Here is a 12,414-nt window from a genome sequence, read left to right as displayed (position 1 = left end):
GGGGCCAGGGGGTGCCGTCCCAGAGGTCCCACAGGGCCTCTTCCGCGGTGCCGCCGCGCGCGAGGCATTCGCGGGCCGTGCGCAGCAGCGCGCCGAGCCGCTGGGCGCCGCGCGCGTAGGTGGGGTCGTGGACGGCCAGGCGCTCCGGCTCGGCGAGGGCCCGGGTGAGGAGGACGTCGGACGACGGCGGCAGGGGGTTGCCGGTGGCCCTCTCCTCCTCACGCAGGGCGCGGCCGAGCCGCCTCAGGTCGGCCGCGTCCATGCCGGCGAGGGGGGAGGTGAGGAGGGTGAGGGCGGTCTCGGTGTCGAGCCAGCAGGTGTCCTCGGCCTGGCCGGCCGTCGCCGTCGGGGCGACCGGGGTGTCCGCCGGGGTCTCGGCCTGTCCCTCGACCGGGGCGCCGTCTGCCGTAACCGCCGCGTCCGCTCCCGGTTCCCCCGCAGCCCCGGCCGCCGGACCGGTCCCGGTGAGGTCGGTCCCGGCGGAGTCGGCCTCGGTGGGGTGGGTCCTGGCGGTGTCGGCCTCGGTGGGGTGGGTCCTGGCGGTGTCGGCGTCGGCGGGGTCGGTCCCGGCGGTGTCAGCCTCGGCGGGGTCGGTCCCGGCGGTGTCAGCCTCGGCGGGGTCGGTCCCGGCGGGGTCGGCCTCGGCGGGGTGCGCCCCGGCCGGGTCAGCCTCGGCGGGGTCCGTCCCGGCGTGGACAACCTCGGCGGGGTCGGCCTCGACGGGGTCCGTCCCGGCTCCGGCCCCTTCCCGCTCCCGCGGCTCCGCCTCCGCCGTCGCCACCGCGCGCAGGGCCGTCAGCAGGGGGGCCACCGCGGGCTCGTGCCTCAGCGGTACGTCGTTGCCGTCGACGTCGACGGGCACGCCCGCCGAGGTCAGGGCGCGGCGGACGGCCGGGATGGTGCGGGCGCCGGCCCGCACCAGGACGGCCATCTCCGCCCAGGGAACCCCGTCCTCCAGGTGCGCCCGGCGCAGGATGTCGGCGATGTTGTCGAGCTCCGTGCCGGACGTCGGGTAGGTGTACACCTCGACCCGGCCGCCCTCGCGAACCGGGGTCAGCTCCCGGTGGGCGCGGACCTTCTCGGCGGGCAGCCGGGGCAGCGGCATGCGCCGGGTCACCAGCCGGGTGGCGGCGAGCAGGGCCGTGCCGGAGCGGCGTGAGGTGCGCAGCACCTCGACGGGGGCGGGGCGGCCGTCCGCGCGGGGGAAGGCGTGCGGGAACTCCAGGATGCCGTTCACGTCGGCGCCCCGGAACGCGTAGATCGACTGGTCGGGGTCACCGAGGGCGACCAGGGTGCGGCCGTCCCCGGCCAGCGCGTGCAGCAGCCGCACCTGGGCGGGGTCGGTGTCCTGGTACTCGTCGACGTACACGGCGTCGTACTGCGCGGCGAGCCGGGCGGCCACCTCGGGGCGGCGGGCGAGGAGCACGGCGCGGTGGACGAGTTCCGCGTAGTCGAGCACGCCCTGGAGGTCGAGGACGTCGAGGTACTCGGCGAGGAAGGCCGAGGCGGCGCGCCAGTCGGGGCGGCCGATGCGCCGGGCGAAGGCGTCCAGGGCGTCGGGGCCGAGCCCGAGCTCGCGGCTGCGGGCGAGCACCGCCCGGACCTCGTCAGCGAAGCCGCGGGTGGTCAGGCAGGCGCGCAGCTCGTCCGGCCAGCGCACGTGGGAGAGGCCGAGCCGTTCCAGGTCCACCTGGCCGGCGAGCAGCTCGCGGACGGTGACGTCCTGCTCGGGGCCGGACAGCAGCCGCAGGGGCTCCACGAACAGGTCCTGGTCCTGGTGGGCCCGGACCAGGGCGTAGCAGTAGGAGTGGAAGGTGGTCGCCAGGGGGGCGCTCGCGGCGCCCATCCGCAGCGCCATGCGGTCGCGCAGTTCGACCGCCGCCTTCCGGCTGAACGTCAGGACGAGGATCCGCTCGGGATCCGTGCCGCGGGCCACGCGCGCGGCCACGGACTCGACCAGTGTGGTGGTCTTCCCGGTGCCCGGACCTGCGAGGACGAGCAGCGGGCCGGTCCCGTGCTCAACCACGGAGCGCTGGTCGGCGTCCAGTCGAGGGGGGTTCACGCGAGCCGGCGGGGTACGGACCAGTCGATAGGCGCCACGGTCCCCCCGGCGCACCCGGGGGTGCGACAGGCCGCTGGTGGAGGAAGAGGAGCTCACGTGGTTCGCCGGTCCTGGTGGGTGTACTGGTTGGCGTACCGCCGCGCGTGGAGGGCGGTGGTCGCGGGGTGAGGGGGACACGTGCAGCCGACGCTACGCCGGAGGGAAGCCCGGAAGCAGAGCTTCCGCTTCTTCCCGTCCGGCACATCCGGCCCGTGGGTCCCTCTGGACTCGAACGTACGTCATGCCACGGACGTGCCCCGTTTCCCCCGTACGGATCACCGGCCCCACCGCGGCCTGCCGGATGGCGGAAGCTGTCAGGTGTGACCCTCCGCACGGCCGCCCCCGTCCCACCGCGCGCGTCTCATGTCGAGGCGCGGCAGGTGGTCCTCCGCGGCCCGGCCCGCCTCCTTCAGGGGCGTCCCCTCCTCGCGGTAGTGACCGAGGGCACGCAGCTCGTGACCCGGCAGCAGGACGCCGTCGGCCCGCACCACACGCCACCACGGGACGGCTCCTCCGTAGAGGGCCATCACCCGGCCGACCTGCCGGGGCCCGCCCTCCCCCAGCCATTCGGCCACGTCCCCGTACGTCATCACCCGGCCCGGCGGGATGAGATCGGCCACGTCCAGCACACGCTCGGCGTATTCCGGCAGGGCGTCCGCGGGCTCCGGTCCGGTGCCGGAGGGAAGACTTTCCTGGCTCATCCGCCCCATCCTGCACCACCCCACCGACAACGGAAGGCGCTCCCGCGCGTGCGTACGCCTCGCCCGGGGAAGCCCTTTCGGGCAGACTGTGCGGCCCCGCAGGTGGACCCTGATACCCCCTTGTGCCGGTTCGGCATGCCACCATCGTGCGGGCGGTGACTGGTGATACGAGATCAAGAAGAGACGATGAAGCAGCAGGGTGCGCACCCCGGGGACGCGGAAGGCACCCCTGGCGCTTCGTCGCGCCCGGACCGCCCGGACACCCGCTCGGACCGCCCGGAGACCGGTGACCGGGATACTCCGGACTCCCGCGACCGTGGCACCCGGGGCACCCGTGGCCAGAAGGCTCCGGACTCCCACGACGGGGACGCCCACGGCCGGGACTCCCCCGGCCCCGGCCCCGGTGCCCGGCAGCAGGACACCGCGGGCCGGGACCGCTCGCGCGGCGCCGACGCCATGGATGCCGACACGGTGCACGTCGACGAGGTGGAGGGCGACGAACCGCTGCTCCCCGCGCGCGTGCACCGCCCGTCGGACCTCATGCGGCTCCTGGTGGGCGTGCTCGCCGTGGTGGTGCTGCTGGCGATCGCCGCGTTCGCCCACGGCACCACCTCGGGCCTGGAACAGGACATCACCAAGGGCACCGGGCAGGCGCCCGACCTGCTGATCAAGGTCGCGGGTCTGGCCTCCAGCATCGCCATCCTCCTGGTACCGGTCGCCTTCGCCATCGAGCGGCTCATCAAACGCGACGGGCTGCGGATCGCCGACGGCGTGCTCGCCGCCGTGCTGGCGCACGGGGTGACGCTCGCGACCGACCTGTGGGTCGCGCGGGCCGCCCCCGCCTCCATCCAGGAGGCGCTCACCCAGCCCTCCCCCGGCGACATCCACGCCCTGACCGACCCGGTGCACGGCTACCTCGCCCCGGTGATCGCGTACATGACGGCCGTGGGCATGTCCCGCAGACCCCGCTGGCGGGCGGTGCTGTGGGTCGTGCTGCTGCTCGACGCGTTCTCCATGCTCGTCACCGGCTACACGACACCGTTCTCGATCATCCTGACCGTGCTGATCGGCTGGAGCGTGGCCTACGGCACCCTCTACGCCGTCGGCTCGCCCAACGTCCGCCCCACCGGACGCAACCTCATGACGGGCCTGCGGACCGTCGGCTTCCGCCCGGTGACCGCCTCCCGGGTGGAGGCGCCCGACGCCACCGAGACGGGCGACCGGGGCCGCAGGTACTTCGTCACCCTGGAGGACGGCCCACCGCTGGACGTGACGGTCGTGGACCGCGAACAGCAGGCGCAGGGCTTCTTCTACCGGGCGTGGCGCAACCTGACGCTGCGGGGCTTCGCCACCCGCCGGAGCCTGCAGTCGCTGCGCCAGGCTCTGGAGCAGGAGGCCCTGCTGGCGTACGCGGCCATCGCGGCCGGCGCCAACGCGCCCAAGCTGATCGCGACCTCCGAGCTGGGCCCCGACGCGGTGATGCTCGTCTACGAGCACACCGGCGGGCGCACCCTGGACTCGCTGCCGGACGAGGAGATCACCGACGCGCTGCTGCGCGACACCTGGCACCAGGTGCGGGCGCTGCAGTCCCGGCGGATCGCGCACCGCAGGCTGGTGGGTGACGCGATCCTGGTGGATCGTTCCGGCACCGTGATCCTCACCGACATGCGCGTCGGGGAGATCGCGGCCGGTGACCTGCTGCTGCGCATGGACACCTCCCAGCTGCTGGTGACGCTCGGCCTGCGGGTGGGGGCGGAACGCGCCGTGGCCTCCGCGGTGAGCGTGCTCGGGCCCGACGCCGTCGCGGACTGCCTGCCGATGCTGCAGTCGATCGCGCTGAGCCGCTCCACGCGCGCGACACTGCGCCGCCTCGCGCGGGAGCGGGCGGAGCGCGAACGCGAGGCCGTCCTGGAGGCGTCCCGGCAGGCCAAGCTGCTGCGCGCGGAGCAGGCCGGGCCCGCCGGCCCTTCCGGCCGGCCCGACCCGGACAAGCCGGAGCGGCCGGACAAGAAGGCCGTACGCGCGGAACAGCGGGCCGAGAAGCGGGCCATCGACGACGCCCTGGAGGAGGCGCGCGAGGAGGACCTGCTGACCCAGATCCGGCACGAGGTGCTGCGGATCAGGCCGCAGGCCCCGGTCGAACCGGCCCGCCTGGAGCGGGTCCGCCCCCGCACGCTGATCAGCTTCATCGCCGGCGCGATCGGCGCGTACTTCCTGCTGACGCAGCTCACGCACATCGAGTTCGGCCCGCTGATCGCCAACGCGCAGTGGGGCTGGGTGGCGGCGGCGGTGCTGTTCTCGGCGGCCAGCTACTTCGCGGCGGCCCTGGCGCTGCTGGGATTCGTGCCCGAGCGGGTGCCGTTCCTGCGGACCGTGGCGGCCCAGGTCGCCGGCTCCTTCGTGAAGATCGTCGCCCCGGCGGCGGTGGGCGGGGTTGCCCTGAACACCCGGTTCCTGCAGCGCGCGGGAGTGCGGCCCGGGCTCGCGGTGGCGAGCGTGGGAGCCTCCCAGCTGTTCGGGCTCGGCTGCCACATCCTGATGCTGCTGGCCTTCGGCTACCTGACCGGTACCGAGAAGACGCCGTCCCTCTCGCCGTCCCGTACCGTCATCGCGGGCCTGCTGACGGTGGCGGTGTTGGTGCTGGTGGTGACTTCGGTGCCGTTCCTGCGCAAATTCGTCCTCACGCGCGTGCGGTCCCTCTTCGCGGGTGTCGTGCCGCGCATGCTGGACGTGCTGCAGCGCCCGCAGAAGCTGGTCACCGGCATCGGCGGCATGCTCCTGCTGACCGGATGCTTCGTGATGTGCCTGGACGCGTCCATCCGGGCGTTCGGCGACGAGACGACGTCGATCAGCATCGCGAGCGTCGCCGTGGTGTTCCTGGCCGGCAACGCGCTGGGGTCGGCCGCGCCGACCCCGGGCGGTGTGGGCGCCGTCGAGGCGACGCTCACGGTCGGTCTGATCGCGGTGGGCCTGCCCAAGGAGGTCGCCGCTCCCGCGGTGCTGCTGTATCGGCTGCTCACGCTGTGGCTGCCTGTCCTGCCCGGCTGGCTGGCCTTCAACCACCTCACCCGCAAGGAAGCCCTGTAGCGGCGCGCCCCGGCCGGAGGCGGGACTCCCCTGACACCGCCCCGGACCGCCCTGGGCGCGTCCGCGCGACGCTCTCCCTCGTACGGCACCCGCGGTCGCGCGGCCCGTCCCGCGCGACCGCAGGATGGAGGCATGCCCAAGCCCTTCCGCCTGCGTGCCGCCGCCCTGTCCGTCTCCGCCGTGCTGCTGCCCGCACTGCTCGCCGGCTGCGGTGAGGACGCGAAGGCGGAGGACCTGACGGAGCAGGAGCTCGGCTGGAAGGACTGCCCCGCCCCGTCCGAGGCCCAGGGCGGCGGCCCGGCCCCCTCGCCGCTGCCGAACGGCGGAACGTGGCAGTGCGCCACCATGAAGGCGCCGCTCGACTGGGACGAGCCCGAGGGCGACACGATCGGCATCGAGCTGATCCGCGCCCGCGCGGACGGCCCGCGGGACAAGCGCATCGGGTCCCTGATCTTCAACTTCGGCGGACCGGGCGGCTCCGGTGTCACCGCCCTGCCGTCCTTCGGCCCCGACTTCGCGTCCCTGCGCGCCCGCTACGACCTGGTGAGCTTCGACCCCCGCGGGGTCGGCCGCAGCGCCCCGGTGCGCTGCGAGGACAACGAGCAGCTCGACGCCTTCCTAGACCAGGACGCCACCCCCGACGACCAGCGGGAACGCACCGAACTCCTCAACAGCACCAAGCAGTTCAACGACGCCTGCGAGGAGAACTCGGAGCGCATCCTGCCGCACGTCGCCACCACCGAGACCGCTCGTGACCTCGACCTGATGCGCCAGGTCCTCGGCGACGACCGGCTCCACTACTTCGGCATCTCCTACGGCACCGAACTGGGCGGCGTGTACGCCCACCTGTTCCCGCGCCGGGTGGGCCGGGCCGTGTTCGACGCGGTCGTCGACCCGACGCAGGACCCGGAGCAGGGCTCGCTCGGGCAGGCCCGCGGCTTCCAGCTCGCGCTCGACAACTACGCCGAGGACTGCGTCTCGCAGACCGAAGAGTGCCCCGTCGGCGACAGCGTGCAGGACGTGAAGGACCGCATCGCCCGGTTCCTGGAGCAGCTGGACCGCAAGCCCGTCCCCGGCGTCTTCCCCCGCGAGCTGACCCAGTCCGCGGCGACCAGCGGCATCCTCCAGGCGCTGTACTCGCGGGACTTCTGGGAGTTCCTGACGGACGGTCTGGACCAGGCCTACGCCGGTGACGGGACGATCCTCATGCTGCTCTCCGACTCGATGAACGGCCGCAGCGAGAACGGCGAGTACAGCAACCTCGTCCCCGCGAACATCTCCATCAACTGCGCCGATGACAAACCCCGCTACGACACCGCGGACGTCGAGCGCAGCCTGCCCGCGTTCCGCGAGGCCTCTCCCCTGTTCGGCGAGCAGTTGGCCTGGGGGATGCTCAGCTGCACCGACTGGGCGGTGCCGGGGGCGGCCGACCATCCCGACGTGAGCGCGCCCGGGTCCGCTCCGATCCTGGTGATCGGCAACACCGGCGACCCGGCCACGCCGTACGAGGGGGCGCGCAAGATGGTGCAGGCCCTCGGCTCCGGCGTCGGCGTGGAACTCACGTACGAGGGAGAGGGTCACGGGGCCTACGGCAGCAAGAACAAGTGTGTGCGGGCCGCCGTGGACGGTTACCTGCTGGACGGCAAGGTGCCGAAGAGCGGAACCGTCTGCTCCTGACCCGGTCCGGAACAACAAAGATGCTGGTCACACCGTTTTCCACAGGGTCAGCGGGACGTCGTCCGCTCCGCCTACGATGGCCTGACCGCCATCCGCGGGACGGTGCGGACGGCCAGTGAGGGGGGATGTGGCAGATGACGCGTTTCGTACGGTGGACGGCCCTGGTGGTCGCCGCCGGGCTGCTGACCGCGGGCTGCACCGGGGACGGCTCCGGTGACGGCGGCTCCCAGGACGACGGCAAGGGCGCGTCGGCACTGGACTGGGGAGCCTGCAAGTCCTCCGGCGACGAACCGGCCCCCGGGGACGGCTGGCAGTGCGCCACGCTGAAGGTTCCGCTGGACTGGTCGAAGCCGGACGGCCCGACGATCGGGCTGGCCCTGATACGGGCGAAGGCCACCGGGGACGACCGCCTCGGCTCGCTGCTGTTCAACTTCGGCGGGCCCGGCGGCTCGGGCGTGGACATGCTGCCGTCCTACGCCGGCACCGCCGCCAAGCTCCGCGAGCGCTACGACCTCGTCAGCTGGGACCCGCGCGGAGTGTCCGCCAGCGAGGGCATCCGCTGCCGCAGCGACAAGGACATCCAGGCCGCCGAGGCGAAGGTGGACGGCACCCCGGACACCCCCGCCGAGGAGCGCACGTTCCTGGCCGACGCCGTCGACTTCGGCAAGGGCTGCGAGAAGTCCGCCGGCAAGCTGCTGGCCCACGTCTCGACCACCGACAGCGCCCGCGACATGGACCGCATCCGCCAGGCCGTCGGCGACGACAAGCTGAACTACCTGGGCATCTCCTACGGCACCGAACTCGGCGGCGTGTACGCCCACTTGTTCCCCGACAAGGTGGGCCGCCTCACGCTCGACGCGGTCGTCGACCCGACCGCCGACGCCGTCGGCCACGCCAAGAACCAGTCGCTCGGCTTCCAGCGCGCCCTGGACAACTACCTGAAGTCCACCGGCAAGGACCCCGAGCAGGGCTCGCGCGAGATAGCGGACCTGCTGCGGCGCATCGACGCCGAGCCGCTGCCGACGTCGACGGACGGCCGGAAGCTCACCCAGTCCCTGGCCCTGACCGGCATCGTCCTGCCGCTCTACACGAAGGAGGGCTGGCCGACGCTCACCCTCGCCCTGGAGACCGCCGAGCAGGGCGACGGCACCGCTCTGCTCACCCTGGCCGACGGCTACAACGAGCGGGAGCCGTCGGGCCGGTACGGCACGACCACCCACTCGCAGCGGGCCATCTCCTGCCTGGACGACAAGCAGCGCCCGTCCTTGGCGGACGTGAAGAAGCTGCTGCCGGAGTTCGAGGAGATATCGCCGGTCTTCGGCCCCTTCCTGGGCTGGGACCTGGCCGGCTGGTGCCACGAGTGGCCGGTCCCCGGCCAGTTCGACACCCCTGAGGTGAGCGCGCCCGGCGCGGACCCGATCCTGGTCATCGGCAACACGGGCGACCCGGCCACCCCGTACGAGGGCGCTCGCCGGATGGCGGACGAACTCGGCAAGGACGTCGGCGTCCTCCTCACCTGGAAGGGCGAGGGCCACGGCGCCTACGGCAGCGGCAGCGACTGCGTCGACGCCACGGTCGACTCCTTCTTCCTGGAAGGCACGGTCCCGAAGGACGGCAAGGTCTGCTCCTGACCCCGGCGCGGGCACGACAGAAGCCCACGGCGTCCGGACTGGCCGGAGCCGTGGGCTTCTTCAGCCTCGTGGGGCAGCGGAGCCCGAGGTCAGTAGACCGGCTTCTCCGGTTCGATCTGGTTGACCCAGCCGATGACGCCGCCGCCGACGTGGACGGCGTCGGCGAAGCCCGCGGACTTGAGGACCGCGAGGACTTCCGCACTGCGGACACCCGTCTTGCAGTTCAAGACGATCTTCTTGTCCTGCGGGAGGCTCTCCAGGGCGTTACCCATGAGGAACTCGTTCTTGGGGATCAGACGGGCGCCGGGGATGGAGACGATCTCGAACTCGTTCGGCTCGCGCACGTCGATGAGTTCGAGGTTCTCACCGTCGTCGATCCACTCCTTGAGCTGCTTGGGAGTGATCGTGGAGTCGACCGCCGCGGCCTGGGCCTCCTCGGAGACGACGCCGCAGAAGGCCTCGTAGTCGATGAGCTCGGTGACGGTGGGGTTGTCGCCGCAGATCGCGCAGTCGGGGTCCTTGCGGACCTTGACCTGGCGGTACTGCATCTCCAGGGCGTCGTAGATCATGAGACGGCCCACCAGCGGCTCACCGATACCGGCGAGCAGCTTGATGGCCTCGTTGGCCTGGATGGAGCCGATGGACGCGCACAGCACGCCCAGCACGCCGCCCTCGGCGCAGGAGGGGACCATGCCGGGGGGCGGGGGCTCCGGGTAGAGGCAGCGGTAGCAGGGGCCGTGCTCGGACCAGAAGACGGAGGCCTGGCCGTCGAAGCGGTAGATGGAGCCCCACACGTACGGCTTGTTCAGCAGGACGCAGGCGTCGTTGACCAGGTAGCGGGTCGCGAAGTTGTCCGTGCCGTCGACGATCAGGTCGTACTGGCTGAAGATGTCCTTCACGTTGTCGGACTCGAGCCGCTCCTCGTGGAGCACGACGTTCACGTACGGGTTGATGCCCTTGATCGTGTCCCGGGCGGACTCCGCCTTGGGGCGGCCGATGTCGGCCTGGCTGTGGATCACCTGGCGCTGCAGGTTCGACTCGTCGACCTCGTCGAACTCCACGATGCCGAGCGTGCCCACGCCCGCGGCGGCCAGGTACATCAGCCCCGGCGAACCCAGACCACCGGCGCCCACGAAGAGCACCTTGCTGTTCTTCAGCCGCTTCTGCCCGTCCATCCCCACGTCGGGGATGATCAGGTGGCGGGAGTACCTGCGGACCTCGTCTACGGTGAGCTCGGGGGCCGGCTCGACCAGGGGTGGCAACGACACGGGGACTCCGTTGGTCGGTCAATCACTACGGTTGTTCTCCTCGTAACAGTGCCACGGCCTTTTTCATTCCGAGACACCCGTCCCGATCCGCGAGACGAGATCGTCCCAGTAACCGGGCAGGCACTCCCAGGGGTCGGTGCGGGTGCCGCGCTCCACCCGGTCGGTGAAGTAGATGGTCGCCGCGCCCTGCCAGCGGGCAATGCGCAGGGCCTCCTCCAGGTGGGCGCGGGGCACACCGTGCACGAAGTGGCAGAACCGCTCGGGCGGATGCTCGGCGGTCCACTCCGCCACCTGCGACCAGCGGTAGTCGCTCCACGGGCCGGAGAAGGTGACCAACTGGTCGGCGCACTCCGCGTATCCGGGGTGCGGGTGGATGCCGTGGCCGAGGACGATGTGAGCGGGGTCACGGATCGACCGGAGTCCGGCGACGGTCCGCCGCACCGCGGGCAGGGCGAGGTGGTCGGCCGGGCAGCGGTCGAGGAGGAAGCCGTCGACCCGGTACCAGTCGGCGAACCGGTGGGCGTCGGAGAGCACCTCCTGGTGGCCGCGCGCGCCGTGGGCCAGGTCCAGGTGGCCGAGGACGCGCACGCCGCCGTTGCGCAGGCGGCCCACGGCTTCGAGGCAGCTCGGGTCGGGCTGCACGCCGGGGCCGTCGGCCACGTTGAGGACGGCCCAGTGCAGGGGGGTGCCCGGGCGGGTGAGTTCGCTCCACTCGGCGGACGCGAGGAGGGGGTGCGCGAGTCCGGGGATGCCGAAGCCGTTGCGCACGCCGGTGTCGGCGGCCCCCGGTCTGGTCCGGGTCAGATACGGCATGCCGCCTCCATCCAGATGTCGGCGAGGGACTCCTCGAGGTTGATGCGGGGCCGCCAGCCGAGCCGGTCCCGCGCGGTGCGTACGTCGGCCTGCTGCCAGCTGCCGCAGCCGTCCGGGTAGGGGGCGGCGACCGGGGCCACGTGGTGGTCGGACTCGGCGCGGGGGTGGCCGATGGCGGGCCGCAGGTGCGGGGTGTGGGGGCCGTCCAGTTCGTGCAGTGCGCCGCTGTAGCCGGCCACGCGCGCGAGGACGGCGGCGGCGTCGCGCAGCCGGACCGCGCGGCCGGAGCCGATGTTGATGACGCCCTGGGCCGCGGACAGCGAGGCGGCGTGCACGGCCCGCGCCACGTCGCGCACGTCGACGAAGTCGCGCTGGGCGCCGAGTCCGCCCAGCTTGAGCTCGCCGTCGCCGGACTGCATGGCGCGTCGCATGGCCTCGGCGAGACGGCCGAGGGGGGAGCCGGCGGGTGTGCCCGGCCCGGCGGGCGAGAAGACCCGGAGCACGACGGCGTCCAGGCCGGACCCGAGGACGAGTTCGGTGGCGGCCAGCTTGCTGACGCCGTACGGGCCGCCGGGGCGCGGGACGGCGTCCTCCGCGGTGGAGGAGCCGGGCTGGCTGGGGCCGTACTCGGCGCTGCACCCGATCTGGACGAGCCGGGCGCCGCAGCCGCTGCGGCGCAGGGCCTCGCAGACGGTGGCGACGGCGACGGTGTTGTGCCGGGTGAGTTCGCGCGCGCCGCCGCGGGTGGCGCCCGCGCAGTTGACGACGACACCGGGGTGGACGGCGTCGAGGAACCGGGTGAGGGCGCCGGGGCTGCCGGTGGCGAGGTCGAAGCGGACGTCGGCGTCGTCGCCGCGGCCGAGGGCGGTGAGCTGGACGGCCGGGTCGGCGAGCAGGCGGTCGGCGACGAAGCGGCCGAGGTAACCGTTGGCTCCGATCAGCAGGACTCTCATCGGGCGGCTCCATCGACGTCCGAGGCTGCTGGGCGGGTGATCATGTGGGTTCTCCTTCGGGGGTGCGGGGTGCCCGCGGTGGGGTGGTGCCGTGCCGGGCTGCCGGTCGGCCGTGACGTGGGCGGGGTGGGGGGTGACGGCTGTCCCGGTGGGGGGCACGCGGCTGCCCGGGGGCGCGCGTCG

General features: G+C 73.1%; 8 protein-coding genes. 3 read left to right on the top strand and 5 right to left on the bottom strand.

The genetic code is table 11. The annotated features are described in order from the left end of the window. Both G3I53_RS16480 and G3I53_RS16475 read right to left on the bottom strand, forming a co-directional pair. A partial coding sequence (locus G3I53_RS16480) for a UvrD-helicase domain-containing protein (RefSeq protein ID WP_164438483.1) occupies positions 1 to 2,062 on the bottom strand: 2,062 nt, incomplete at its 3' end. Between the two features lie 353 nt (positions 2,063 to 2,415). Next, a complete protein-coding gene (locus G3I53_RS16475; protein ID WP_164336081.1) occupies positions 2,416 to 2,802 on the bottom strand; it encodes an MGMT family protein in 387 nt (128 codons plus the stop codon). 186 nt (positions 2,803 to 2,988) lie between these two features. On the opposite strand from G3I53_RS16475, the gene G3I53_RS16470 reads away from it, so the two are divergent. The 3 genes from G3I53_RS16470 (at position 2,989) to G3I53_RS16460 (ending at position 9,197) form a co-directional block, all read left to right on the top strand. Then, positions 2,989 to 5,889, top strand: coding sequence for a lysylphosphatidylglycerol synthase transmembrane domain-containing protein (locus G3I53_RS16470; protein ID WP_164336083.1), 2,901 nt, complete (start codon positions 2,989 to 2,991; stop codon positions 5,887 to 5,889). Between the two features lie 132 nt (positions 5,890 to 6,021). Beyond that, on the top strand, positions 6,022 to 7,566 hold the full coding sequence (locus G3I53_RS16465) for an alpha/beta fold hydrolase (RefSeq protein ID WP_164336085.1): 1,545 nt from the start codon (positions 6,022 to 6,024) through the stop codon (positions 7,564 to 7,566). A 134-nt stretch (positions 7,567 to 7,700) separates the two neighbouring features. Then, positions 7,701 to 9,197: an alpha/beta hydrolase gene (locus G3I53_RS16460; RefSeq protein ID WP_164336087.1), complete on the top strand. Its 1,497-nt coding sequence runs from the start codon at positions 7,701 to 7,703 to the stop codon at positions 9,195 to 9,197. Positions 9,198 to 9,286: 89 nt separating this feature from the next. On the opposite strand, the gene moeZ is transcribed toward G3I53_RS16460, so the two are convergent. From moeZ to G3I53_RS16445, 3 genes are all read right to left on the bottom strand, one after another. Further along, positions 9,287 to 10,465: an adenylyltransferase/sulfurtransferase MoeZ gene (gene moeZ / locus G3I53_RS16455; RefSeq protein ID WP_164336089.1), complete on the bottom strand. Its 1,179-nt coding sequence runs from the start codon at positions 10,463 to 10,465 to the stop codon at positions 9,287 to 9,289. Between the two features lie 63 nt (positions 10,466 to 10,528). Next, on the bottom strand, positions 10,529 to 11,278 hold the full coding sequence (locus tag G3I53_RS16450; RefSeq protein WP_164336091.1) for a spherulation-specific family 4 protein: 750 nt from the start codon (positions 11,276 to 11,278) through the stop codon (positions 10,529 to 10,531). Beyond that, complete coding sequence (locus G3I53_RS16445; protein ID WP_164438482.1) at positions 11,266 to 12,231, bottom strand: NAD-dependent epimerase/dehydratase family protein; 966 nt, start codon at positions 12,229 to 12,231, stop codon at positions 11,266 to 11,268. The genes G3I53_RS16450 and G3I53_RS16445 overlap by 13 nt, the downstream gene beginning before the upstream one ends. Positions 12,232 to 12,414: the final 183 nt, after the last annotated feature.

The organism is Streptomyces sp. SID14436, assembly GCF_010548465.1.
In the GTDB taxonomy this organism is placed as follows: Bacteria; Actinomycetota; Actinomycetes; order Streptomycetales; family Streptomycetaceae; genus Streptomyces.
Note: the sequence above shows the minus strand (reverse complement) of the source record. Positions and strands in the feature narration are given on the sequence as shown.